Consider the following 24743-nt stretch of genomic DNA (forward strand, 5'->3'; position numbering starts at 1 on the left):
TCCCGTGACGGAAACCCCCTCCCGTTGCGGCGCAGAGGATCGAGCAGACCCGCGAACCGGCGCGGGGTTTCCCCGTCCCGCTCCGGTGGCGGTCCGGGGACCACGCCCTACCGTGGTGCCGTGACCCCAGGGCCCCAGTCCCCGGCCGGGGCCGGACGGTCGCCCGGTGGGGCCGAACCGGCCTCCTGGGACGACGCGAGCGTCGGGCGCGCCGTGCGCGCCGGCGACGAGCGCGGGCTGCGCGAGGCCTACCAGCGCTTCGGTCCCCTCGTCCACGGACTGGCCCGCCGCCGCCTCGGGGAGCAGGACGCGCAGGACGTGGTGCAGGCCGTCTTCGTCTCCGCCTGGCGCTCGCGGGAGACGTTCGACCCGCAGCGGTCGTCGTTCGCGGCCTGGCTGGTCGGCATCACCCGGCACCGCGTCGCCGACGCGCTGGCCCAGCGGTACCGGGCCGACGAGGTCCTCACCGGGACCGAGCCGCTGCCCCCGGGCGGGGACGGTGCGGTGCTGCTGTCGGCCCCCCCGGACCCCGGCCCGCAGGACGCCGTCGCGGACCGCGTCGTGCTGCTCGCGGAGGTCGACGACCTCGGCGAGCCCCAGCGCACGGTCGTGCGGCTGGCGTTCTTCGCCGACCTGACGCACGAGCAGGTCGCCGCCGCCACGGGCCTGCCGCTCGGTACGGTGAAGAGCCACCTGCGACGGTCCCTGCGCCGGCTGCGCACACGCCTGGAGGAGGACGGTGCCCGTGACTGAGCGCACCGCCGCAGGGCAGCCCACCGCTCACCTGGACGAGGACGAGGCGCTGCTGGCCGCGCTGGGCGACCCCCTGCCCCCCGCGGCCGAGGAGCACCTCGCGGGGTGCGCCCGCTGCGGGCAGGAGGTGGCCGGCTGGGCCCGGCTGGCCGCGGCGCGCGCCGCCGACGACGTCACCCCCGGCGAGCCGTCCGAGGACACGTGGGCGCGCATCGCGGCCGAGGTGGGGTTCACCGGTGCCACGGTCACCCCCCTTACGACCGTCCCCGCCCCGGACCCCGCCCCCGACCTCCGGCCCGCGCCCGCCCCCGTGGACCTGGCCGCGCGGCGCGGCCGCCGGGAGCGCGGCGTGCGGGGGACCCGGCTGCTGCGGCGCTGGCCGCTGGCGGCCGCCGCGGTGCTGGGCCTGGTCGCCGGGGTGGCCGGGACCCGGTGGGCGGACGCGCCGGACCCGGCGCCGCAGGCGGTGCGGCCCACGGTGGTCTCCGCGACGACGCTGCGCCCGCTGACCGCGGGGGACGCCGGGGCGGGGGGCACCGCGCAGGTGACCGACGAGGACGGCGCGGTGCACCTCCACCTGGCCCTGCACGACGTGCCGTCCCCGCGCGAGGGCTACCTGGAGGTGTGGCTGCTGGACGCCGACGGCGGCCTGGTCTCGCTGGGGGCGCTGGCCGGCGACGACGTGACGCTCGCGCTGCCCGGGGACGTGGACCTGGGGCGCTTCGACGTCGTCGACGTCTCGCGCGAACCGCTGGACGGGAACCCGGGGCACTCCTCCGACAGCGTCCTGCGGGGCACGCTGTCCGCCGTCTGAGGCGTTCGGCGGGGCCGGGTGCGGGCGGGCGCCCACGACGGGCGTACAGTTGTTGGGAATCGTTCCCATCGTCAGGAAGCCGTCGCATGCTCTCGCGTCGTTCGTCCCTCGCCCTCGTCGCCGCCCTCACGGCCTCCCTCGCGCTCGGCGCCTGCGGCGACGGCGGCAGCGCGGCCTCCTCCCCCGCGGCGAACGGCGGCAGCACCCTGAGCGTCGTCACCTCCACCAACGTCTACGGCTCCATCGCCCAGGCCGTCGCCGGCGACCGGGCGAGCGTCACCTCGATCATCAGCGACCCCAGCGCCGACCCGCACAGCTACGAGGCGAACACCCGCACGCAGCTGGAGCTGTCCAAGGCCAGCGTCGTCGTCGAGAACGGCGGCGGCTACGACGACTTCGTCGACACCATGCTGAAGTCGGCCGGGTCGGGGGCGACCGTCCTGAACGCCGTCGAGCTGTCCGGCAAGACCGCCGCCGCGGGCGGGGAGCTCAACGAGCACGTCTGGTACGACGTCGAGACCGTCCGCACCGTCGCGCAGGCGATCGAGGGCGCGCTCGCGAAGGCCGCCCCCGACGACGCGGCGACGTTCGAGGCCAACCTGAAGACCTTCGAGGCCGGCCTGGACACCCTCGAGGCGAAGATCGCCGCCGACAGGGCCGAGACCGAGGGCAAGGCCGTCGCCATCACCGAACCCGTCCCCGGCTACCTGCTCGACGCGCTCGGCGCGACGAACCGGACGCCGGAGAAGTTCTCCGAGGCGATCGAGGAGGAGACCGACGTCCCCGTCGACGTCCTGCAGGAGACCCTGGCCCTGTTCACCGGCCACCAGGTGCGCGCCCTGGTGTACAACGAGCAGACCACGGGCGCCCAGACCGAGAAGGTCCTGGCCGCCGCGAAGGAGAACTCCGTCGCCGTGGTGCCGGTGACCGAGACGCTCCCCGAGGGCAAGGACTACACGACGTGGATGACCGAGAACGTCGACGCGATCGCGGCGGCGCTGAAGGGATGAGCCCCGCTCCCGCCCTGCGGCTGGCGGGCGCGTCCCTGGCCTACGGCGAGCGCCGGTTGTGGTCCGGCCTCGACCTCGACGTCGCGCCCGGCGAGTTCGTCGCGGTCCTCGGCGCCAACGGGGCCGGCAAGTCCAGCCTGCTCAAGGTCGTCCTCGGCCAGCAGCCCCTCGAGCGCGGCACGGTCGAGGTCGCCGGCCGGGGGGTCCGGCGCGGGAACCGGCACGTCGGGTACGTCCCCCAGCAGAAGGGGCTCGACCCCGACACCCCGCTGCGGGCCCGCGACTTCGTCCGCCTCGGCCTCGACGGGCACCGCTGGGGTCCGCTGCTGCCCTCCCGCCGGGCGCGCGCGGCGGTCGACCGGGTCCTGGCCGCCGTCGGCGCCACGAGCTACGCCGACGCCCCCGTCGGGCGGCTGTCCGGCGGCGAGCAGCAGCGGCTGCGCGTCGCGCAGAGCATCGTCGGCGACCCCGCCCTGCTGCTCGCCGACGAGCCCCTGCTGTCCCTGGACCTGAACCACGCCGCCGCCGTCAGCGCCCTGTTCCACGAGTCGCGCCTGCGCACGGGCGCGGCCGTGGTCTTCGTGACCCACGACGTGAACCCCGTCCTGCCCTACGCCGACCGGGTCCTCTACCTCGCCGGGGGGCGGTTCCGCGTCGGCACCCCCGAGGAGGTCATGAACTCCCGCACGCTCAGCGACCTGTACGGCTCGCCCGTCGAGGTCGTCCGCTCCGGTGGGCGGCTGCTCGTCGCCGGCGGCGCCGCCCCCAGCGACCACCCGCACGCGCACCAGCACGAGGAAGCAGCACCGTGAGCACCATCGCCTGGGAGAAGGTCTTCGACTTCTCCGACTACTCCGAACTCCTCGCCCTCGTGCACAACTCGCTGTGGGCGGGCGCGCTGCTCGGGCTCATCGGCGGGCTCGTCGGAGTCTTCGTCGTCGCGCGCGACCTGCCGTTCGCCGTCCACGGCATCGCCGAGCTCAGCTTCGCCGGTGCCGCGTTCGCGCTGCTGATCGGCGTGAACGTCGTCGCGGGCTCGCTCGTGGGGTCCGTCCTGGCGGCCGTGCTGTTCGGGGTCCTCGGCAACCGGGCCCGCGAGCACAACTCCGCCATCGGGGTCCTCATGCCGTTCGGGCTGGGGCTCGGCGTGCTGTTCCTGGCCCTGTACCAGGGCCGGGCGGCGAACAAGTTCGGGTTGCTGACGGGCCAGATCGTCGCCGTCGACAACCCGCAGCTCGTCTCCCTGGCGGTGATCTCGGCGGTCGTGCTCGTGGCCCTGCTCGTGGTGTGGCGGCCCCTGCTGTTCGCCTCCCTCGACGCCGACGTCGCCGCCGCGCGCGGGGTCCCCGTGCGCCTGCTGTCGCCGGTGTTCATGCTCGTGCTCGGCCTGGCCGTGGCGATGAGCGTGCAGATCGTCGGCGCCCTGCTCGTGCTGGCGCTGCTCGTGACCCCCGCCGCCGCCGCGACCCGGGTGAGTTCCTCGCCGTTCACGGTGCCGCTGCTGTCGGTGGGTTTCGCGTTGACGGCGATGGTCGGCGGGATGCTGCTGGCCCTGGGGTCCTCGGTGCCGATCAGCCCCTACGTGACGACGGTGTCGTTCACGATCTACCTCGTCTGCCGGATCGTCGCGCGGTGGCGCCGGCCGGCGGACCGTCCCGAGGCCGCCCGGCCGGCCGTCGCCGAGATCGCCTGACCCTCAGCGGGAGAGCGCGGCCAGGACGCGCTCGGACCGGCTGCCCGCCGCGGCGTGGTACGTCACGACGACCTGCCCCGGCGCGCTGGCGACCTCCAGCGCCTCCCACCCCACGGTCACCGTCTCCCGGCCCCCGTCCGCGAGCGGGACGGCGATGCGCTTGGTCCCCGCGGACTTCGACCGGACGCCGTGCCGGGCCCACAGCCGGGCGAACTCGGCGCTCTTGAGCGACAGCTCCCCCACGAGCCGGGTCAGCCGGGGATCGTCGAGGTACCGCACGGCCGCCCCCCGGGTGGACCCGACGGCCTCGGCCGCCAGCTCGGCCCAGTCCGGGTAGAGGGCACGGGAACCGGGGTCGAGGAACAGGTGCCGCAGCACGTTGGCGGGCATGCCCCCGTGCAGCCGGTGGGCGGCCCCGTTCGCGGCCAGGACGTCCATGAACCGGCCCACGACGAAGGCCGGGGCCGGGGCGCGCTCGACGAACGCGACGATGGCCGGGCTGCACACCTCGGGCCCGGCGCCGCGCGCGGGCAACGCGTTCCCGGCGAGGGAGGCCAGGTAGTCGCGCGACTCCGCGTCCAGCCCCAGCACCCGCGCCAGCGCGTCGAGCACCGGTGGGGACGGGTGGCGGTCCCGGCCGCGTTCGAGGCGGACGTAGTACTCGGCGCTGACGCCCGCGAGCATCGCGACCTCCTCGCGGCGCAGCCCGGGGACCCGACGGCGCGGGCCGTCGGGCAGACCCGCCTCGACGGGCCGGACGAGTTCGCGCCGGGCCCGGAGGAACTCGCCCAGCAGGTTCTCACTCACGCCCCCACGGTAGGACGGTTCCGCGGTGCGAGGGGTGACCCCGCCGCTACCCCTGTCCGCACGGTCTGGAACGGCACCGGCGGCGGGCCGAACCTCGGGGCATGACCACCGACCAGACCACCGACCAGACCACCGACCTGACCCACCGCACCGCCGTCGTCACCGGAGCCTCCGGGGGCATCGGAGAGGCCACCGCCCGCCGCCTGGCCGCCGCCGGCGCCCGCGTCGCCGTCCTGGGCCGGCGCGCGGCCGAGCTCGACCGCGTCGCCGCCGAGATCGGCGGTCTCGCCGTCGTCGCCGACGTGACCGCCGGACCGGAGCACCTCGCCGACGCCGCCGCCCGGGTCCGGGCCGGGCTGGGCCGCCCCGACCTCGTCGTGGCCAACGCGGGCGTCATGCTCGGGGCGCCGTTCGCGACGGCCCAGCACCGGGAACTGTCCGCGATGGTCGCCACGAACGTCACCGGGCTGATCGACACCGCGCACGCCTTCGTCGACGACCTGCTCGCCGCCGACGGACCCGCCGACCTCGTGCTCATCGGCTCGGTCGCCTCGACGAACTTCTGGCCCGGGTACGCGACCTACTCGGCGACCAAGGCCGCCGTCGCCGCGCTGGGCAGGGGCCTGCGCGTCGAACTCGGCCCGCGCGGGGTGCGGGTCCGCACCCTCGAACCGGGCATGACGGCCAGCGACCTCGGCAGCGGGATGCTCGACGCCGAGGCCCGCGAACGGCTGGCCGGGTTCCGCGAGGCCGTCCCCGCGATCCCCGCCTCCGACGTCGCCGAGGCCGTGGCGTGGGCGGCGGCGCTACCGGCGCGGGTGAACGTCGCCGAACTCGTGGTGCTGCCGACCGTCCAGGGGTAGGGACCGGACCGGCGGGTAGCCTGCGCGCATGCCGCACCTGTTGCACCTGGACTCCTCCGCCGACCTCACGACGTCGCGGTCGCGGGCCGTCACGGCCGCCTTCGCCGAGGCCTGGAGGAGCCGCGGGGACGACTTCACCGTCACCCACCGCGACCTGCACCGCGACCCGTTGCCGCACTTCGCGACGAACGAGCAGCACTGGCCGGCCGCGGACCGCCGCCCGGACGCGCAGGTGCCCGCCGACCAGGACGCGCTCACGGAGCAGATCCACGCCGAACTCCTCGCCGCGGACGTCCTCGTCGTCGGCGCGCCGCTGTACAACTACACGGTCCCCTCGACGCTGAAGGTGTGGCTGGACCACGTCCACATCCCCGGCGCCCTGGCCGGTGAGGGGTCGCAGCCGCTGAAGGGGCGGCCCGCCGTCGTCGTCAGCGCCCGCGGGGCGACCTACGACGCAGGCACCCCGACCGAGAGCTGGGACCACGGCGTCCCGGTGCTGCAGATCATCCTCGGGAACTCGCTCGGCATGCAGGTGCACGTCGTGCAGACCAGCGCGACCCTCGCCGACCGGCTGCCGGACCTGGCGGACCTCAAGGAGCGCGCCGACGCCGAACTGGAAGCCGCGCAGGCCGCTGCGCGCGAACTCGCCCTGACCCTCTGAGTCCCCTGGCCGCGACGGGGTTTCAGGGCAGGATCGCGTCCACGTACCCGCCGTCGACGCGCACCGCGGCCCCCGTCGTCGCCGACGCCAGCGGCGAAGCCAGGTAGCAGACCATGTTCGCGATCTCCTCGGGTTCGATGAGCCGCTGCAGCAGCGACTGCGGCCGGAACCGCGTCATGAACTCGCGCTGCTTCTCCTCCCACGGCCCGTCGCCCACGAGCTCGCGCGCGAACTCCTCGACGCCCTCGGTGTGGGTGGGTCCCGCGAGGACGGAGTTCACCGTGACGCCCGTCCCGGCGGCCGCCTTCGCGAAACCCCGGTGGACCCCGAGCAGCGCCGTCTTCGAGACGCCGTAGTGGATCATCTCCGCGGGCGTCACGACGGCGGAGTCGCTGGAGGTGTAGAGCACGCGCCCCCACCCCTTCGCCGTCATGGCGGGCAGGTAGTGGCGGGTGAGGCGCACCGCGGTGAGGACGTTGGTGTCGAAGTACCGGCGCCACTCGTCGTCGCTGATCTCCAGCGGGTCGGCGGCCCCGAAGATCCCGAGGTTGTTCACCAGGACGTCGACCTCGGGGACGGCGGCGACGAGGTCGGAGTGGCCCGACACGCTCGTGACGTCGCCCGCCACGGTCCGCACGTCGCCGTCGATCGTCGCGGCCGCCGCCTCCAGCCGGCCGGGGTCGCGGCCGGTGAGGACGACGGCGGCACCGCAGCCGGCCAGGCCCTGCGCGATGGCCAGGCCGATGCCGGAGCTGGAGCCCGTGACGAGGACGGTCTTCCCGGTGAGGTCGATGCGCACGACGCCTTTCCTACCGGCCCGTGCGCCGGTCGGCACCCGCGCGGGTCGACGTGCCCCGCGAGCCCGGTGCGCGGTCCGTACGCTCGGCCCCGTGCTGCCGCCCGGGGTGTCGATGCTGTGGGAGCCCGTCGACGCCGCGACCGCGCTGCGCGAGCGCTTCGGCTTCACCGGCCTCGACGACGTCGGCGCGTGGATCACCGGTGTCCTGCGCGGGACCTGGGGCCTGGACGTCGAGGCGGTCCCGCGCGTCGTGCTCAGCGACCAGAACCTCATCGCCTGGGCCGCACCGGGAACGGTCGTCAAGCTCTGCCGCGACCCGGACCGGTTCGCCCGTCTCGACACCTCGACCCGGCTGCTGCGGGCCCTGGCCGGTCTCGGGCTCCCCGTCGCCGACCCGCTCCCCGACACGGGCGGTCGCGTCCGCGTCGTGCTCGACGGCCCGCTCGGCCCGCTGTCCGCGGCGGTCCTGCCCGAGCTCGACGGCGACTGGCTCGACGTGGGCGACCTCGCCGCCGTGCGCGACGCGGGCGCCTGGCTGGCCCGGCTGCACACCGCGCTCGCCGGCCGCGCCACCGCTGCGAGCGACCTGCGCGAGCGCGTGGCGGCCTCCGGCGGCGCGGACCTCGTGGCGGGCCTGCCGGACCTCGACGACGTCCCCCAGCTCGTGCACCGCGACTACCGCGCCGCGAACCTGCTGACCCGGGACTCCCGCGTCGTGGGGATCCTGGACTTCGACGAGGTCCGCGTCGAGCACCGCGTGCACGACCTCGCCCAGGCCAGCGTGTTCCTCGCGACGCGGTTCACCGACTGGGGTCCGACGCCCCCGGCCGCCCGCGACGCCCTGCGGCAGGGGTACGAGTCGGTGCGCCCGCTCAACGCCGCCGAGGCGGCGTGGCTCGGCGCCCTGGTGCCGTGGCTGGAGCGCCACACCGGGTTCTGACGCCGGGCACCCCGGTCAGGCCCCCGACGCGGCAGGGAACGCCCCGGCGGCCGACAGGTGCAGGGTGTACGGGTTGCCGAGGTGGCCGTACCGGGCCGTCACCCGGGCGATGAGCTCCGCGGCGCTGTCGCTGGCGGCCACCGCCTCGTCGTAGTCGACGAGGTACCGGCGCGTCTGGTCCAGGACGCGGGCCGCGTCCTCGTCGGGGGCGCCCGGGTCGCGGTGCCCCGTCACGACCCGCCGGGCGCCGAGCCGCTCGACGGCGTCGAGGGCCGCGAGCCACTCGCGGCGCCCGGCCGCGTCGGCGGCGGCCAGGTACGGGTGGATGCCGTCGTAGGCGACGTCCCCGCTGAGGACGAGGTCGGCGTCGGGCACGTGCACGACGGTCGTGGGGGTGGTGTCGCTGCGCCCGACGTCCACGACGTGCAGCGGGCGGCCCTCGACCTCCAGCTCCCCGTCGAAGGGTCCCGGCGCGACGAGCTCGGCCGGCAGCTGCCCGGGGAAGATGCCCTCCCACACCGCCCGGCCGCCCGCCGAGGCCTGGGCCGCGGCCTCGGGGGCGACCTGCGGCAGGCAGACGAGGTCCGCGCCGGGGAAAGCGGCCAGGGTGCCGCCCAGCCCCAGGAAGTGGTCCCCGTGCCCGTGGGTCACGTAGACGCGCGTGAGCCGCTTGCCGCTGCCCACGATCCAGTCGGTCAGCGCGAGCGACTCCGCCTCGGTGACGAGGCCGTCGACGAGGACCGCCTCGCGCTCGCCGCTGACCAGGGTGCAGGTCGTGGCGGGCCAGGTGGCCGGCTGCGCCCGGTCCCAGCTGGGCAGGGGGTCGCGCACGGTCTTGTACGGGCTGACGTGGAAGGTCGCGGTGAGCGTGCTGGCGGCGCTGGCCGGGGAGGTCGTCATGCCCCGGACGCTAGGGAGAACGGCGCGTCCCACGCATCGGTCGAACCACTGCTCGCGCCGGGCGGCGCGGGCGGTCACACCCGTCCGGCGAGCGCGTCGGCCAGGTGCGAGCGCCGGTTCACCTGCAGCTTGGCGAAGGCGTGGTGCAGGTGCGAGCCGACCGTCCGGTGCGAGAGGTACACCTGGTCCGCGATCTCCCGGTTGGACAGCCCCTGCGCGGCCAGCACGGCCACCATGAGCTCCTGCGCGGTCAGCGACCGGACCGCGAGGTCGCGCGCGGGTCCCGCGTCCGCCCCGGCGTCGTCCGCGCCGCCCGCGGCCCGCAGCTCCACGCGCGCCCGCTCGGCCAGGGGCAGCACGAGGTGCTCCTCGAAGAACCGCAGGGCCTCGACGAGCTGCTCCCGCGCCTCGGTGATCCTGCGCTGGCGGCGCAACCACTCGCCGTGGTGCAGCCGGGTGCGGGCCACGTCGAGGCCCGTCCCCCCGCGGCGGCCGAGCTCCAGCGCGGCCCGGAAGTGCTGCTCGGCCGTGCCGTCGTCGGCCAGCAGCGCGCGCGAACGCTCCAGCAGCAGTTCCAGGTGGACCGACCCGCTGACCCGCACGACGTCGGACGCCGTGCGCAGCCAGTCGTGGACGGCGTCGGGCCGGCCGGTGCGGACGGCCGCCTCGGCCAGGTCCCCACCGGCCCACAGGGCGACGGAGGCGTTGGCGGCCGTCCCGGTCAGCTCCCGCAGCGCGTCCGCGTACCGCCCGTCGGTCAGGGCCAGCACCCCGGCCGCCCACGCGGCGCTCGCCGCCACCCGCGCGAACGGCGCGGCCGCCGGGAGGGCCTCGGCCTGCCGCAGGGCCTGCAGGGCGCGGTCGCGTTCACCGCCCCAGGCGCGCGCCCGGGCCACGACGGCGGCGGCCATGGCGGCCACGACGGGCAGGTCCAGCTCGCGGCTCAGGCGCAGGGCCTGCTCGGCGTCGGCCAGCCCACCCGCCAGGTCACCCGCCGTGACGCGGGGGGTGGCCCGCCCGCACAGGGCGATCGTCTCGTCGCCGGCGCGCCCGGAGGCGTGGAAGGCGTCGACGGCGCTGCTCCAGCACGTCTCGGCGACCACCAGGTCGCCGGCGTCCTCGGCCGAGAACGCCAGGCAGTTCAGCAGGACGCCGTCCACGTCCTGCACCTCGGTGCGGAACCGCTCGAACGTCGCGACGTCCAGGGGGGCGCGGGGGTCGACCAGGGCCAGCCCGATCCGGCGCAGGCTGCTGCCGGGGTCCTCACCGGCCAGGGCCGAGCGCACCGCGGCGCGGACGTCGTCGGGTTCCTGCAGGACGGAGCACTTCGTCGCGGCCCAGACGAGGACCTCGACCCGGTCGGCGCTGCCGGGCAGGCCCCGGGCCAGGTCGACGAGGTCGAGGGTGCTGCGCCCCCGGTGGTCGGCGGTCATGCTGAGCAACCAGTCCGTGCGGGCGGCACGGCGCACGACCTCGAACTGCGTCGGGGCGACGACCGCGCGCACCTGCGTCAGGAGCGCCGCCGCGTCCACCGAGGCGCCCGCCTGCCGCGCCGCCTCGGCGGCGGAGGACAGCAGCCGCGCCCGGTCCTGCGGCTGCGGGGTCAGCGCGCTCGCGCGTCGCCACAGCGTCGACGCCTCCGCCGTCGCCCCCTGCCGGAAGACGGCCTCGGCGACGTCGGCGAGCTCGGCGGCGACCCCCGCGTCCCAGCCCGTCACGGCGGCGGCGCGGTGCTGGACGCGCCGCGCCGGGGAGGGCACGGCCCGCGCCAGGGCCGTGTGGGCCTGCGAACGCTCGGCGGACCCCGCGCCGTCGTAGAGGGCCGAGCCGACGAGGGGGTGGCGGAAGAGGAACCGGTCGCCCTCGGAGCCCAGCAGCCCCACCCGCTCGGCCGGTGCCAGGTCCTGCTCCCCCAGCCCCAGCAGGTCCAGGGCGCCGAGGACCTCCGGGCGGGAGGCGTCCTGGCCCGCGGCGACGACGAGCAGGGCCCGGCGGGTGCCGGCGGGGAGCCCGTGGACCTCGCCGAGGAACGCCTGCTCCAGGCGCCGGCTCATGGAGACGCGGTGCCCGCCGTCGGCCCCGCCGGTGCGGGTCCACTGCGTGGCCAGCTCGGTGAGGGCCAGCGGGTTGCCGAGGGACTCCTCCAGCACCTGGGCCCGGACCCGGGCCGGCAGGTCGGGGCGGCGGGCGGACAGCAGCGCCTTGGCCTCGCGCGGGGGCAGCGGCCCCAGGCGCACGACGTGCGGGAAGTCGCGGGCCGGGGACGGGCGGGACGGGTCGGGGCGGGTGGTGGCCAGCACCAGGGCCCGGGCGCCGTCCAGCCGCCGCGGCAACGAGACGAGGGTCTCGGTGCTGGAGGGGTCCACCCAGTGCAGGTCCTCCAGGACGAGCAGCAGCGGCTCGGCCTGCGCCGCCTCCTCCAGCAGCCCCGTGGTGGCCAGGCTCAGGACCAGCCGGTCCACCGCGGCGCCGTCCGCGAGCCCGAAGACCACCTCCAGGGCTTCGCGCTGGCGCGCGGGCAGGGCGTCGACGCGGTCCAGGACGGGGTGGAGCAGTTCGTGCAGCCCTGCGAAACCGGTCCCCTCGCCGCCGCGGAACCCCCGGCACCGCAGCACCCGGAACCCCGTCGCGGCGGCCTCGGCGGCGAGCGCGGAGACCAGCGCGGTCTTGCCGAGGCCGGCCTCGCCCACCACGAGCGCACCCGAACCCCGGCCGGCGGCGGCCTGCCCGAGCAGGCCGCGCAGCAGCGTGAGCTCGTCGAGGCGTCCCACGAGGACGGCGGCCGGGTCGTGCGGGCCGGTGGACGTCGTCATCTGCGGTGCGTCGTGCTCCCGTTCAGCGGTCCCGGCGTCCTCGTCGGGACGACTCCTCGGTACCGCCGCCCGTCAGCCTAGCGAGCGGCGGACGGCCCGGGACCGCGAACGTGAGTCATCCTCCTGATGCCCGGGACCGGCGGCGGCCGGGAAGGTCGGTGGCACGCCCGGGTGACCGGGACCCACCGCTTCCGAGGAGCCCCCCGTGCCCGAGCCGACCCCCGAGCAGACCCCCACCGTCGTGCTGGTGCACGGCGCCTTCGCCGAGTCCGCGAGCTGGACGGGTGTCGTCGAGCGGCTGCGCGCCCGCGACGTCGACGTGCTGGCCGTGGCGAACCCGCTGCGCGACCTGGAGGGCGACGCGCGCTACGTCCGCGACGTCGTCGCCTCCGTCGCCGGGCCGGTCCTGCTGGTCGGCCACTCCTACGGCGGGGCGGTGATCACCGCGGCGGCCGCCGACCTGCCGTCCGTCGTGGGTCTGGTCCACGTCGCCGGGTTCGCCCCGCAGACCGGGGAGTCGGCGCTGGACCTGTCGAACCGGTTCCCCGGCAGCACCCTCGCCGACACGCTGCAGACCTACCCGGTCTCCTCGGGCGGGGTGGAGTTCCGCATCGCGCCGGACGCCTTCCACCACCAGTTCGCCGCCGACGTCCCGCTCCCGGAGGCGGCGGTGATGGCCCTCACCCAGCGCCCCGTCACCGAGGCCGCCCTCGCTGCGCCGCTGACGACGCAGGCCGCGTGGACCCGGCTGCCGTCGTGGTTCGTCTTCGGCGACCAGGACCTCAACATCCCCGTGGCCGCGCACCGGTTCATGGCCCAGCGCGCCGGGGCGGCCGGCACCCGCGAGGTCCCCGGCGCCTCGCACGCGATCGCCGTCTCCCGGCCCGACGTCGTGGCCGAGGTGATCGTCGAGGCGCTCACCACGGCCGGCCGGGCCACCGCCTCCGTCTGACCCCCACCACCCCACCCACCACCCCACCCGAGGAGTCCCGTCGTGACCGAGATCGAGATCGTGCTCGAACCCGCCGCCCAGGCGTTCGTGGAGGCGAACTCCACCCCGCCGTTCCTGTACCAGCTCACCCCCGCCCAGGGCCGCGAGATCGCCACCACCCTGCAGTCCGGGTACCCGCACCTGCTGCCCGTCGACCAGGAGGACCTGGAGGTCCCCGGCGGCCCCACCGGCTCCGTCCCGGTCCGCATCACCCGCCCGCAGGGCGCGACCGGCCCGCTGCCCGTCGTGATCTACACCCACGGCCTGGGCTGGGTGTACGGCGGCAAGGACACCCACGACCGCCTCGTGCGCGAGATCGCCGTCGGGACCGGGGCGGCCGTCGTCTTCACCGACTACGCCCTGTCCCCGGAGGCGAAGTACCCCGTCGCGATCGAGCAGGTGTTCACCGTCGCGCAGTGGGTCGCGAAGGAGGGCGCCGAGCACGGCCTGGACCCCACCCGCATCGCCGCCGCCGGGGACTCCGTGGGCGGGAACATGACCGCGGTCCTGGCCCTGATGGCCAAGGAGCGCGGCGGGGTCCCCCTGCTGGCGCAGGTGATGTTCTACCCCGTCACCGACGCCGACTTCGACACCCCCAGCTCCCACGAGTTCGCCACCGGGTACTTCCTGCACCGCGAGGGCATGCAGTGGTTCTGGGACCAGTACACGACCGACCCCGCCCAGCGCGCCGAGCCGTACGCCTCGCCGTTGAAGGCCAGCATCGAGCAGCTCACCGGCCTGCCGCCGGCCCTGGTGATCGTCGGGCAGGCCGACGTCCTGCGCGACGAGGGCGAGGCGTACGCGAACAGGCTGCGCCGCGCCGGGGTCCCGGTGACGGCCACCCGGTACCAGGGGATCGTCCACGACTTCGTCGGGCTGAACCCGCTGCGCGCCACGAACGCCGCCGAGGCCGCGATCGACCAGGCCGTCGACTTCCTCCGGCGGGCGCTGTCCACCGACTCCTGACCTCGACCCGCCCCGCGGGCCCCGCACCGGGGCCCGCGGGGCCCTCCTCCCCGAAGGGACCGGCACCGTGACCACGACCGACCCGCTCACCCCCGCACCCCCACCCGCGCCGGTGGTGGCGCCGGTGGCCCCCACCCGGGTCCGTCTGACCCCCAACCTGTTCGGCACGTCCTTCGGGCTCGCCGGGCTGGCGGCCACCTGGACCGCCGCGGCGGCCGCCGTCGGCCTGCCGACCTGGCCGGCGACGGCGCTGTGGGCGGCCGCCGCGCTCGTGCACGTCGTCGTCGCCGTCGCCTACCTGCGCGACGCGCCGCGCCACCGGCGGCTGGCCTCCGACGTGGCCGACCCCACCCTGGGCCCGTTCACCGCGCTGGGGTTCGTACCGGTGATGCTGCTCGGGGCGTGGCTGCACGGCTACCAGGGCACCGCCGGGCAGGTCGTCGTGGTCGTGGGCGTCCTCGGCACCGTGCTGCTCGGCGCGCACCTGACCGGTGGGTGGATCACCTCCCCCGGGCCGTTGCAGCGCTGGCACCCCGGGTACTTCCTGCCCAGCGTCGCCGGGGGCCTGGTCGCCGCGCAGTCGCTGGCGAAGGTGGGCTGGCACGACGCCGGCCTCGTCGCGTTCGGCTACGGCGCGGTGTCCTGGCTGGTGCTGGGCTCGATCCTGCTCGTGCGCCTCATGACCCAGCCCGCGCTGCCGGCCCCGCTGCTGCCGACGATGGCCATCGAGGTCGCCCCGGCCGTGGTGGCCAGCAACGCGTGGTTCACGCTGAACGGCGGCCGCTCCGACACCGTCGTCGTCCTCCTGGCCGGGTACGCGGTGTTCATGGCCCTGGTGCAGGTGAGGCTGGTCCCGCTGTACCTGCGGTCCGCGTTCGGCCCGGGGTTCTGGTCCTTCAGCTTCTCCTACGCCGCGCTCGCCACCACCGCCGTCACCTGGCTGCACCTGACGGCGCCGGCCGGGTGGAGGGCCTGGGTCGTCGTGGTGCTGGCCGTCCTGACCCTCGGCTACGCGGCGCTGGTCGCGCGCACCGTCCTCGCCCTGGCCCGCGGCACGTACTTCGCGCGGGTACCGGCCGTCTGAGCCCGCGTCAGCCGGCGGCCGGGCCGAGGAGGTCGAGGTCGGCCAGCGCGGTCCGCAGCCGGGCGCGGCTGGTGATCCCCACCTTGGGGAACAGCTTGTACAGGTGCGCCCCCACCGTGCGGTGGGACAGGTACAGCCGGTCGGCGATCTCCTTGTTGCTCATCCCCTGCGCGGCGAGCCGGGCGATCTGCAGCTCCTGGGCGGTCAGCGGGGCGCCGGAGCCCGGGCGCACGTCGCCCGCCCGCACGGCGCCCCCGGCCGCGCGCAGCTCCTGGGCCGCCCGCTCGGCCAGCGCCCGGGCCCCGCGACGCTCGAACCCGCCCACCGCGGCGGCCAGCACGGGACGGGCGTCGACGGGACGCTGCTCGCGGCGCAGCCACTGCCCGTACGCCAGCTGCGTCCGGGCCAGCTCCACGGGGGCGTCGGCCCGCTCACCGGCCGCCAGGGCGGCCAGGAAGTGCTCCTCGGCGCCGGAGCCCGCCAGGAGGGCGCGCGCCCGGTGGACCAGGAGCCGCAGGTGGTCGGAGCCGAACAGCTCGGCCTCGGGTGCGACCCGTTCCAGGGCGGGCAGGGCCTGCGTCGGGGTCCCCGCGCCCGCGGCGGCCTCCGCCAGGTCCGCCACGGACCACGCCGCGAACAGCGGGTAGGTGCCGACGTCGAGGAGGTGGGCCAGCGCGTCCCCGGAGCGGCCCTCCTGCAGGGCGACGAGGCCGGCCGCCCACGAGGCGCCCGCGGGCACCTGCGGCACGGCGTCGGCCGGGCCGGCCGCCCGGACCCGGGCCAGCGCCTCGGCCGCCTCCGCCGTCCGCCCCGTCAGCGCCAGGGCGCGGGCCGCGGTCGCGCTCGCCGACGCCGCGACCATCGCCATCCCCACGTCCACCCCCGTGCGGTGGGCGTTCTCCGCGTCCTGCAACGCCTCCGTCAGCTGCCCGCGGGCCACCCGCACGGACGCCAGGCCGTTGAGGGCCTGCCCCTCGTCGCCCGGGGACCCGGCGCGGTGGAACGCCTCGACGGCCCGGCTCCACGCGGCCTGCGCGATCGGCAGGTCCTGCAACCGCTCCGCGACCTGCCCGAGGGCCAGCAGCATGTACGGCTCGTCGGCGAACGTGGCGAGCAGGTCCGGCAACCGGTCCCGCACGTCCGGGTGGGCGCGCGGGTCGACGACCGCGAGCGCCAGCTGCTGCAGCGGGTGCGGGCCGGCGTCGACCGCGGCGAGCCGGTCGTGGACGGCGCGGCGCCACGTCGCGTCGGTGGCCTGGTTGGCGGCGTGGAAGGCGGCGTTGGCCAGGACGACGACGCGCTGCCCGGGGTCGCCGGCGGCGGCGAGCTCGTCGTCCAGCTCCAGGGCCTCGTGGACGAAGCGCCCGGTGTCGTGGGGCGCCTCACCGGCAGCGATGCCGAGCATCGAGCGCAGGTAGGCCACCTGGAAGCGCTCCTGCGGTGCGCTGACGAGCGCGGCCGCGGTGTCCAGGGTGGCGGCGGCCTCGGCGGTCGCCCCGGCCTGGCGCAGGTACTGCGCGGCGCTGAGCAGCCGGGTGGCCCGCCGGGAGGGGTCGGGCGTGAGTTCGGCGGCCCGCCGCAGGGCCGCGGCCGCCTCGCTGCGCGCACCCCGCTCGGCGGCCCGGGTCCCGGCCGCCTCGAGCTCGGCGGCGACCGCCTCGTCGCGATCGGGCACCGCGGCGGCGCGGTGCCAGGCGGCCCGCCCCGGGTCGTGGCTGGCCGCGGCCAGGGCCTGGTGCGCCCGGAACCGCTCCGCGGAGGAGGCCGCGCCGTGGACGGCCGAGCGCACCAGCGGGTGGCGCAGCCGCGCGCGTCCGCCGGTGGTGTCGACCAGCCCCTCGCGTTCGAGGAGGTCCAGGTCCTGCGGGGCCAGGCCCAGCGCGGCGGCGGCGTCGAGCAGCTCGGCGACCAGGAGGTCCTCGCCCGTGGCGGCCAGCAGGAGCATCGTCCGGCTGGGGACCGGCAGGGGCGCGACGGCGTCGAGGAAGGCCCGTTCCAGGCGCCGGGTCGTGGGCAGGGGGCCGCTGGTGAGGGCCGTCCCGCCGTCGAGCGCGGCGGCGAACTCGCGCAGCGCCAGCGGGTTGCCGTGCGCCTCGTCCAGGACCCGTCGCCGGCCCGCGGTGCCGAGGTCGGTCCCCCGGGGGTCCAGGGAGTCCAGCAGGCGTCGCGCGTCGTCGTCGTCGAGCGGCCCCAGGGACAGCACCTCGGCGACCTCCTCCAGGGCCGCCGTCGACGGCTGCGCGGTGGGCGCGGCGGGGTCGCGGCGGACCGTGGCCACCAGCAGCACGGGCGCGGCGCCCAGGCGGCGGGCGACGAAGGCGACGGCCTCCGCGGTGGAGGCGTCCAGCCAGTGCGCGTCCTCGACGTGCAGCAGGACGGGCCGCGTCGCGGCGGCCTCCTCCAGCAGGCCCAGGACGGCGAGGCCGATGAGCAGCCGGTCCGGCGAGGGGCCGGCCTGCAGGCCGAGGGCGGTCAGCAGCGCGGAGCGCTGGCGCGGGGGCAGGGCGTCGACCTGGTCCAGGGCGGGGTGCAGCAGCTCGTGCAGGCCGGCGAAGCCGGTGGCGGCCTCGCCCTCGAACCCCTGGCAGCGCAGCACGAGGAACCCGGCGTCCTGCGCGGTGCGCGCGACGGCCGTCACGAGGGTGGTCTTGCCGATGCCGGCCTCCCCCTCGACCAGCACGGCGCCGCCTCCCCCGCCGGAGCGCAGCGCGGAGAGGAGCTCGTCGAAGCGGGCCAGTTCCCGCTCGCGGCCGATCACCCTCGCTGCCCTCCTCCCGGCGCCCGCCGTGGGCGGCCCGTCGCAGGGGGACGACAGTACGCGCCGGTGACGGGGCGGGTCAGCGGGTCAGAGCAGCGCCCCCGGCGCCGGTGCGGCGGGGACGGGGGGAAGGGCCTGGGCGGGCAGCGCGGGCCGGGCGGGACCGGTGGGGTCGGTGGGGTCGGCAGCGAGCGGACCGAGCCGGGCGACCAGGACGGTGACGTCGTCCTCCACCTCCGTGGCGACGCCCTCCAGCAACCGGTCCACGAGCACCTGCGGGGGCAGGCCCCTGCTGCGGGCCAGGTCGGCGCCCAGCTTCCCCAACCCGGCGACGACGTCCTGCGTGCGGGTCTCCAGCACCCCGTCGGTGACCAGGACCAGGGTCGAGCCGGCGGGCACCTCGCGCTGGTGGTCGCGGCGCACGGCGTCCACGTCCACCCCCACCGGCAGCTCGGGGGCGCTGCGCAGCGGCACCACCGCGCCGTCCGGCAGCAGCACCAGCGGCGGTGGGTGCCCGGCGTTCGACCAGCGCAGGCGGTAGTCCCCCGCCGGGGTCGGCGCCGCCTCCAGCACGACCGCGGTGGCCCCGGCGGGCAGGGCCAGGCGCTCCACGGCGCAGTCCAGGCGGGTCAGGGCGTGCGCCGGGGAGGGGCGCTCGAGGGCGTGGCTGGCCAGCACCGCGCGCAGCGAGGCCGCCGTGGCGGCGACCGCCGGGCCGTGACCGGTGACGTCGCCGACGATCAGGACGGTCGAGCCGTCCTCGCCGTCGAAGGCGTCGTACCAGTCCCCGCCGACCTCCTCCCCGGCGTGCGGACCCGGTCCCCCGGCCAGCCCGGCGGCCAGGCGCCGGCCGGCGAGCTGGGCGTGGGGCGTGGAGACCAGCCGCCCGGGGACCACCGCCTGCAGCGAGCGCAGCAGCGAGTTCCCCCGGGTGGCGGCCAGGACGCGTTCCAGCGCCCGGGCGCAGGTCGCGGCGAACTCCTCCAGCGCCCCGCGCACGGCCGGCGGCAGGTCCTGCTCGGTGTCCCAGCCGAGGACGAGGAAGCCGACGACCCGCCCGGACGCCGCCAGCGGCAGGTCCACCAGGGCCCGCAGCCCGGCGGAGCGGACGACCGACTGGACGAGGGGGCAGCGGGTCTCGAAGGTGTCGAGGGTCTCGTGGAAGTCCCCCCGCCCCCCTCGCCCGGGGGCCAGGGACGGCGACTCGCGCGGCAGGGACGCCGTGCGCCAGCCGTGGGCGTCGACGTCGAGGCCGCCCCCGCGCACGGACCAGTGCCGCAGCACCCCGGGGCGCGGGCCGCGCAGCACGACGCTGACCAGCGTGGGGTCGAACTCGGCGATGAGCTGCCGGGCGGCCGCGGCGGCGACCTCGTCGGCGCTGGCGGCGACCACGGCGACGTCCGCGAACCGGGCGGCCGGGGCGGCCGGGGCGGCCGGGGCGGCCGGGGCGGGGGCGACGTCGGGGGACGCACCCGCCGTCCCCACCGGCACGGGTGCGGGTCCCGGCGCGGGGTCCGGGGGCGCGGCGGCCGGGACGGGCCCGTCGGTGCCCGCGGGGTGGGCGCGCGGACCGGCGATGGCGTCGCGCAGCTGGGTCCGGTGGGTGATGCCGAGCTTGGGGAAGGCCTTGTACAGGTGCGCGGCGACGGTGCGGTGCGACAGGTAGACCTTGTCCGCGATCTCCTTGTTGGTCAGGCCGCCGGCCGCCAGGCGGGCGATCTGCAGCTCCTGGGCCGTCAGCAGCGCGGCCGGGTCCTGCCCGTCCGCGTCCGCCGCGACCGCGGGCACGACCCCGGCGGCGCGCAGCTCGGCCCCGGCACGCCGGGCCAGGGACCGGGCCCCGGCGGTCTCGAACCCCGTCAGCGCGGCCGCGAGCAGCTCGCGGGCGTCGACGATGCGCCGCTGCCGGCGCAGCCACTCCCCGTGCAGCAGCCGCGTGCGGGCCAGCTCCAGCGGGCAGGAGCCGTCCGCCCCGGCCCGCCCGGCCGCTTCGAACGCGGCCCGCGCCCCCTCGCCGTCGCCGTCGTGGGTGTGCAGCAGGGCCCGGGCCCGGTGCACCAGCGCCCGCAGGTGGGAGGCCGCCGGGAAGGCCCGCGCGTCGCGCTCGGCGGCGTCCACGGCGGCCCGGGCGGTGGCGAGCGCCTCGGCCCGGCCGGTCCGCACGGCCGCCTCGACGAGGTCACCCAGGGCCAGCGCGGCGGTCGGCGGGTGCACCCCGACGCCCTGCAGCTGGGTCCAGGCGTCGGCGGGGCGCTGCTCGGCGAGGGCGACCAGACCGGCCGCCCAGGACCGGGAGGCGGCGGTGATGGCGAACGGCCGGGGACCGGTCAGCTCCGCCGAGCGCGCGCACGCGGCCAGGGCCTGCACGTGCTCCCCGCGCCAGGCGTGGGCCCGGGCCAGCAGGGCCTCGACGTACCCGGCCATCAGCAGCTGCTCGGACTCCAGCGCGATCCGCAGGGCCAGCTGCAGGTCCGCCACGGCCCCCTCCACCTCGCCGGTGACCACGCGCAGGGACCCGCGCCCGGCCAGGGCGTGGGCCTCGTCGGAGACGGCGCCGGCGTCGTGGGCGGCGCGCACCGCCACGTCCCACACCTCGCGCGCCCCCGGCAGGTCGTGGACGGCCTCGGCGACGTGGGCGACGTGGGCGGTGCCGTCGGGCTGGCGCTGGGCGGCGTGCGCGGCCAGGGCGGGGAAGCGGCCGCAGACCCGCCCGGCGTACCGGCGCGGGTCCAGGGCCGCCAGGGCCACGTCCAGCAGCGGGTGGCCCTCCGGCACGGGCAGGGCGGTGAGCGCGTCGGCGACCAGGGTCCGCACGCGCTCGTCCGCCCCGAAACCGGCGGCCTGCACCGCGGCGCGGAACAGCAGGCACAGCCGCTGCTCGACGGCGCCGTCGCCGTCGGGGCCGGCGAGGCGCTCGCAGACCTCCACGAGCCCGCGGACCAGGTCGGCGGGCTCGCGGCCGTCGCCGGTGTGGACGACCGACAGGACGCTGGAGGTGAGGGCGAGCCGGCACACGACCGCGGGGTCCTCGGCGAGGGGGACGGCGGCCCGCACCACGCGGGCCGCCTCCGCGGCCAGCCCGGCCCGGCGGGCGACCTCGCCGGCGGCGGCGAGCCGGCGGACGCGGGCGGGCACGTCGGGGGACAGCGCCGCGGCGCGTTCCACGGCCGCGAACGCCTCCTCGGGCGCGCCGCGGCGCACCGCGCGGTGCGCGCTCGCCTCCAGGGCGGCCGCGACGTCCTCGTCGGCGACGTGGGTGCCGGCCGCCCGGTGCCACACGGCCCGGTCGGGGTCGGGGGCCACCGCGGCCAGGGCCCGGTGGGCGGCCGCGCGCTCGGGCAGGCCGGCGCCGCCGTAGACGGCCGAGCGCACCAGGGGGTGGCGGAAGCGGACCTGGCCGTGGGTGACGGCGACGAGATCGGCGTGCTCGGCGGGGTCGAGGTCGGCGACGGCGCGGCCCGGGGCGCCGGAGGCGGCGACCAGCCGGGACAGCGGGATCTCCCCGCCCTCGGCGGCGGCGAGCAGCAGGAGCCGGCGGGTGGCCGGGGGCAGCCGGTGGACGTCGGCGAGGAAGGCCCGCTCCAGCCGCTGGGTCGTGGGCAGGCCCTGCCCGGGCGGGAGCACGTGGCCGGCGGCGGCCAGGGCGCTGCCCAGTTCCCGCAGGGCCAGCGGGTTCCCCCGGGCCTCCTCCAGCACCCGGGCGCGGGCGGCGGGCCGCAGCCCCGTGACGCGGGAGTCCAGCAGCGCGGCCGCCGCGGCGGGGGCCAGCGGCCGCAGCTCCAAGTGCTCCCAGGGCGCGGCGCGCCAGCGGGAGGAGGTGGTGCCGCTGGTGCGCACGGTGGCGACCAGCAGCACCGGGGAGGTCGTGAGCCGCCGGGCGGTGAAGGACACGACGTCGGCGCTGGCCGCGTCGAGCCACTGCAGGTCCTCGACGACGACGAGCAGGGGCCCCGCCGCGGCGGCCTCCTCGAGGAGCCCCAGCGCGGCCAGACCGGTGAGCAGCCGGTCGGGGGCGGGACCGTCCTCGCGGCCGAAGGCGGTCAGCAGCGCCGAGCGCTGCCTCGGCGGCAGCGCGTCGACCTGCGGCAGCAGGGGGTGCAGGAGCTCGTGCAGCCCCGTGAAGCCGCCGGCGGTCTCGGCGTCCAGACCGGTGCAGCGCAGCACCCGGGTCCCGGGACCGGCGGCGCGCACCAGCGCCGAGACGAGGGTGGTCTTGCCGATGCCCGCCTCGCCCTCCACGACCACCGCCACGCCGTGCTCGCGGGAGGCCGCGAGCCGCCCGCGCAGGTGCGCCAGCTCGTCCTCGCGCCCGACGACCCCCGCGTCGAGGGGGGACGCGTCGACGGGGGACGCGGCCCCCTCCCCCGAGACCCGCGACGGGACCGGCGGCGGGGGGAGCACCACCGCGGGCGCAGCGGCGGACCGGGCACCTCGTCCCCGTCCGCCGGCACGTGCGGTGGTCTCGACCAGGGTCCGGTCGTCGGTGGTGGTCACGGGTCCTCCTCGGCTCGACCGCGATCGTGGTCCGGCCGCACCCCGCCGTCACCGGTCGGATGACTCAACTTCGCGGGGCCGTCGCCCCGGGCGGGCCTCCCGGATCACTCGGCCGCCAGCACCCGCGCCGGGTCGCGCCGCAGCGCCACCGCCGTCGGCAGCACCGTCGCGGCGAGCAGCAGGACGAGCGCCGCACCGGCCGTGACCAGCGTGGCGGGCAGCCCCGTCGCGGGCGGGCGCAGCGGGACGGCGGCCGAGACGGTCCACGCGGCGGCCGCCGCCGTGGTGAACACCCCGACGAGACCCAGCACGGTGGCGGTGACGACGTGGATCAGCGCCTCCCAGGCCGCGGCGAGCAGCACCGCGGCGGGCGTGGCGCCGGCGGCCAGCAGCAGGGCCGCTTCGCGGTCGCGGGTGCGGCCGGCCACGAAGACCGTCGCCGCGGCGCCGACCGCGGCCAGCAGCAGCGGTCCGCCCAGCACCAGGACCACCGATCGGGCCGACACGGCGGTGGCCGGCACGCCCAGGGACGACAGGGCGTCGCGCAGGGTGCCGCTGCCCGCGAACAGGCCGCCGGTCAGGGCCACGGCCAGCACCAGCGGCGCGCTCACCGCGGTGCTGCGCCCCGCGGCGTGGGCCACCGCGGCCCGGGCCAGGTGCCACGACGCGGAGGCGCGCGCGGGCACCAGCGACGTCCAGGCCGCGAGCACGGGCACGGTGACGAGGGGGGACAGCAGGACGAGCACCCCGGCGGTCAGCGGCGACAGCAGCAGCAGCGCCGACTGCGCCGCGGCCAGCTCCTCGACGCTGCGGCGCCCGCCCAGGCTCGCGACGACCGAGACGACGACCAGCACCAGCACCGCGGCCGCCGCCCACCGCAGCGGGCCGACGCGCACCGGCACCGGGACGGGGGCGCGCAGCAGGTGCAGACCCTCGGCGCGCGACGCGACCCCGGCGCTGCGCCAGGCCCCGGCGACGACGACGAGGAGCACGCCGGCCACCACCCAGCCGCTGCCGCCGCCCTGCAGCCGCACCCCGTCCAGACCGCTCGTGCCCGCCAGCACCCACCGGCCCACGGCGGGCACCAGCGGACGGACCCCCACCACCGCGACCCCGGCACCGGCCGCCCCCACGAGCAGCAGCTGGGCGAGCACGATGACGCGCACCGCCGCGGGCGGGACGCCGACGAGCTGCCAGGAGGCGTGGGAGCGCTGCTGCAGCTCCACCGTCAGCGCGGCCACGGACCCCACGACGGCGACCCCGGCGACGAGGGTGAAGGCGAGGACCGTCCCGCTCAGGGCGTACAGCCCCAGGCCCCGGGTGCCGCCGACCCGCCCGGCGGTGACGACGAGGGCGGCGGCCAGCGACCCCACGGCGGCGGCGGTGGCGGCCACCACCGCGGTCCCCGTCCACGTGCGCGGGTCGGCGAGGACGTCGCCGACCACCAGCCGGGCGGTGGCCCGCGCCCTCACCGGCCCACCGCGCCGGCCGCCGGGGCAGCGGCGGCGGTGACCGCCGCCAGGAGCTCGGCGGGCCCGGCCCCGCGCAGCTCGGCGTGCAGGAGCCCGTCGCGCAGGACCAGGACGCGGTCGGCGCGCGCCGCGGCCTGCAGGTCGTGGGTGACCAGGACGACGGCGCGGGACCCGGACGCGGCCGCCCGCAGCAGGTCCAGGACCTGGGCGCCGGCGGCGGTGTCGAGGGCGCCGGTGGGTTCGTCGGCGAACACGAGGTCGCGGTCCACGGCCAGCGCCCGCGCCACGGCCACCCGCTGCTGCTGCCCCCCGGACAGGGCCGACGGCTTGGCGCGGGCGCGGTCGGCCAGGCCGACGCGGGCCAGGGCGCGGTCGACGTTCTGCACGCGCACGGTCCGGCGCGCCAGGCGGGCCGGGAGCGCGACGTTGTCCCACGCGGTGAGGGAGGAGATGAGGTTGTAGGCCTGGAAGACGAACCCGACCCGTTCGCGCCGCAGCTTCGCCAGGGCGCCGCGGCTGAGCCCGCCCAGCTCCGTCCCGGCGATCTCGACGGTCCCGGACGACGGACGGTCCAGCCCCGAGAGGCAGTGCAGCAGCGTGGACTTGCCCGACCCGCTGGGACCGACGACCGCCACCAGCTCCCCCGCCGCGACCTCCATGGAGATCCCGCGCAGGACCGGCACGGGGGTCCCGTCCGGCCCCGGGTGGGTCTTGACGAGGTCGCGGGCCCGCAGCAGGGGCGCGGGTGCGACGGCGGGCGGCGGGGTGGGACGGGGGACCGTCGGTTCGTCCGGGGAGGTGCTCACGTCCTGCGACGTTACGAACCGCCACCCGGGTCCGGCATCGGTCGAAGCACTGGACCTGCCGGGCGTTCGTCGCGGGTGCGGGGCTCCGCCGGTGGCGGTCCGGCCGATGCCGGGACGCG

At 77.6% G+C, this 24743-nt stretch carries 19 protein-coding genes; 11 read left to right on the forward strand and 8 right to left on the reverse strand.

The genetic code is table 11. From position 1 onward, the window contains the following. Positions 1–120 precede the first annotated feature (120 nt). The 5 genes from CLV37_RS15060 to CLV37_RS15080 all read left to right on the forward strand — a co-directional run bounded on the left by CLV37_RS15060 (position 121) and on the right by CLV37_RS15080 (position 4270). Positions 121–753, forward strand: a complete 633-nt coding sequence (locus CLV37_RS15060) for an RNA polymerase sigma factor (protein ID WP_106211770.1) — start codon at positions 121–123, stop codon at positions 751–753. Continuing rightward, positions 746–1567, forward strand: a complete 822-nt coding sequence (locus tag CLV37_RS15065) for an anti-sigma factor (protein WP_170127288.1) — start codon at positions 746–748, stop codon at positions 1565–1567. The genes CLV37_RS15060 and CLV37_RS15065 overlap by 8 nt, the downstream gene beginning before the upstream one ends. A gap of 86 nt (positions 1568–1653) precedes the next feature. Then, the gene (locus tag CLV37_RS15070; RefSeq protein ID WP_106211774.1) at positions 1654–2577 is read left to right on the forward strand and encodes a metal ABC transporter solute-binding protein, Zn/Mn family; all 924 of its coding nucleotides are present in this window, start codon (positions 1654–1656) and stop codon (positions 2575–2577) included. Continuing rightward, a complete protein-coding gene (locus CLV37_RS15075) occupies positions 2574–3389 on the forward strand; it encodes a metal ABC transporter ATP-binding protein (protein WP_106211776.1) in 816 nt (271 codons plus the stop codon). The genes CLV37_RS15070 and CLV37_RS15075 overlap by 4 nt, the downstream gene beginning before the upstream one ends. Then, on the forward strand, positions 3386–4270 hold the full coding sequence (locus tag CLV37_RS15080) for a metal ABC transporter permease (RefSeq protein WP_106211778.1): 885 nt from the start codon (positions 3386–3388) through the stop codon (positions 4268–4270). Before CLV37_RS15075 ends, CLV37_RS15080 begins: the two co-directional genes overlap by 4 nt. Before the next feature lie 3 nt (positions 4271–4273). Here CLV37_RS15080 and CLV37_RS15085 read toward each other — a convergent pair whose 3' ends face one another. Beyond that, a complete protein-coding gene (locus CLV37_RS15085; protein ID WP_106211780.1) occupies positions 4274–5077 on the reverse strand; it encodes a helix-turn-helix domain-containing protein in 804 nt (267 codons plus the stop codon). Positions 5078–5178: 101 nt separating this feature from the next. Here CLV37_RS15085 and CLV37_RS15090 point away from each other — a divergent pair, with 101 nt between their 5' ends. Both CLV37_RS15090 and CLV37_RS15095 read left to right on the forward strand, forming a co-directional pair. Next, on the forward strand, positions 5179–5940 hold the full coding sequence (locus tag CLV37_RS15090; RefSeq protein ID WP_106211783.1) for an SDR family oxidoreductase: 762 nt from the start codon (positions 5179–5181) through the stop codon (positions 5938–5940). A gap of 28 nt (positions 5941–5968) precedes the next feature. Beyond that, positions 5969–6601, forward strand: coding sequence for an FMN-dependent NADH-azoreductase (locus CLV37_RS15095; RefSeq protein WP_106211785.1), 633 nt, complete (start codon positions 5969–5971; stop codon positions 6599–6601). Positions 6602–6623: 22 nt separating this feature from the next. On the opposite strand, the gene CLV37_RS15100 is transcribed toward CLV37_RS15095, so the two are convergent. Further along, entirely contained in the window at positions 6624–7400 is a 777-nt protein-coding gene (locus tag CLV37_RS15100) for an SDR family NAD(P)-dependent oxidoreductase (RefSeq protein WP_106211787.1), read from the reverse strand. 91 nt (positions 7401–7491) lie between these two features. Between CLV37_RS15100 and CLV37_RS15105 the strand changes: the two genes are divergently transcribed. Then, on the forward strand, positions 7492–8340 hold the full coding sequence (locus CLV37_RS15105; protein ID WP_170127289.1) for a phosphotransferase enzyme family protein: 849 nt from the start codon (positions 7492–7494) through the stop codon (positions 8338–8340). Positions 8341–8355: 15 nt separating this feature from the next. Here CLV37_RS15105 and CLV37_RS15110 read toward each other — a convergent pair whose 3' ends face one another. Further along, positions 8356–9240, reverse strand: a complete 885-nt coding sequence (locus CLV37_RS15110; protein ID WP_106211791.1) for an MBL fold metallo-hydrolase — start codon at positions 9238–9240, stop codon at positions 8356–8358. Positions 9241–9314: 74 nt separating this feature from the next. Next, positions 9315–12053, reverse strand: coding sequence for an ATP-binding protein (locus tag CLV37_RS15115; protein ID WP_106211793.1), 2739 nt, complete (start codon positions 12051–12053; stop codon positions 9315–9317). Positions 12054–12258: 205 nt separating this feature from the next. On the opposite strand from CLV37_RS15115, the gene CLV37_RS15120 reads away from it, so the two are divergent. The 3 genes from CLV37_RS15120 to CLV37_RS15130 all read left to right on the forward strand — a co-directional run bounded on the left by CLV37_RS15120 (position 12259) and on the right by CLV37_RS15130 (position 15094). Continuing rightward, positions 12259–13005 (forward strand): alpha/beta fold hydrolase, encoded by a 747-nt coding sequence (locus CLV37_RS15120; RefSeq protein WP_106211795.1) that lies wholly within the window; start codon positions 12259–12261, stop codon positions 13003–13005. 42 nt (positions 13006–13047) lie between these two features. Continuing rightward, a complete protein-coding gene (locus CLV37_RS15125) occupies positions 13048–14010 on the forward strand; it encodes an alpha/beta hydrolase (RefSeq protein ID WP_106211797.1) in 963 nt (320 codons plus the stop codon). Positions 14011–14077: 67 nt separating this feature from the next. Beyond that, entirely contained in the window at positions 14078–15094 is a 1017-nt protein-coding gene (locus CLV37_RS15130) for an SLAC1 family transporter (protein WP_106211799.1), read from the forward strand. A gap of 7 nt (positions 15095–15101) precedes the next feature. On the opposite strand, the gene CLV37_RS15135 is transcribed toward CLV37_RS15130, so the two are convergent. The 4 genes from CLV37_RS15135 to CLV37_RS15150 form a co-directional block, all read right to left on the reverse strand. Further along, positions 15102–17852, reverse strand: coding sequence for a helix-turn-helix transcriptional regulator (locus CLV37_RS15135; protein ID WP_106211801.1), 2751 nt, complete (start codon positions 17850–17852; stop codon positions 15102–15104). Positions 17853–17939: 87 nt separating this feature from the next. Then, a complete protein-coding gene (locus CLV37_RS15140; protein ID WP_106211803.1) occupies positions 17940–22346 on the reverse strand; it encodes a SpoIIE family protein phosphatase in 4407 nt (1468 codons plus the stop codon). Positions 22347–22450: 104 nt separating this feature from the next. After that, positions 22451–23818, reverse strand: a complete 1368-nt coding sequence (locus tag CLV37_RS15145; RefSeq protein ID WP_106211805.1) for an FtsX-like permease family protein — start codon at positions 23816–23818, stop codon at positions 22451–22453. Further along, positions 23815–24624: an ABC transporter ATP-binding protein gene (locus CLV37_RS15150; RefSeq protein ID WP_245885422.1), complete on the reverse strand. Its 810-nt coding sequence runs from the start codon at positions 24622–24624 to the stop codon at positions 23815–23817. Before CLV37_RS15150 ends, CLV37_RS15145 begins: the two co-directional genes overlap by 4 nt. Between the last annotated feature and the right edge of the window lie 119 nt (positions 24625–24743).

This window comes from Kineococcus rhizosphaerae, assembly GCF_003002055.1.
Lineage (GTDB): Bacteria > Actinomycetota > Actinomycetes > Actinomycetales > Kineococcaceae > Kineococcus > Kineococcus rhizosphaerae.

Excerpts from the sequence above, each read along its gene's own strand:
- CLV37_RS15095 (WP_106211785.1), top strand. The coding sequence starts at position 5,969 with ATGCCGCACCTGTTGCACCTGGACTCCTCCGCCGACCTCACGACGTCG.
- CLV37_RS15075 (WP_106211776.1), top strand. The coding sequence starts at position 2,574 with ATGAGCCCCGCTCCCGCCCTGCGGCTGGCGGGCGCGTCCCTGGCCTAC.
- CLV37_RS15070 (WP_106211774.1), top strand. The coding sequence starts at position 1,654 with ATGCTCTCGCGTCGTTCGTCCCTCGCCCTCGTCGCCGCCCTCACGGCC.
- CLV37_RS15115 (WP_106211793.1), bottom strand. The coding sequence starts at position 12,053 with ATGACGACGTCCACCGGCCCGCACGACCCGGCCGCCGTCCTCGTGGGA.
- CLV37_RS15090 (WP_106211783.1), top strand. The coding sequence starts at position 5,179 with ATGACCACCGACCAGACCACCGACCAGACCACCGACCTGACCCACCGC.
- CLV37_RS15110 (WP_106211791.1), bottom strand. The coding sequence starts at position 9,240 with ATGACGACCTCCCCGGCCAGCGCCGCCAGCACGCTCACCGCGACCTTC.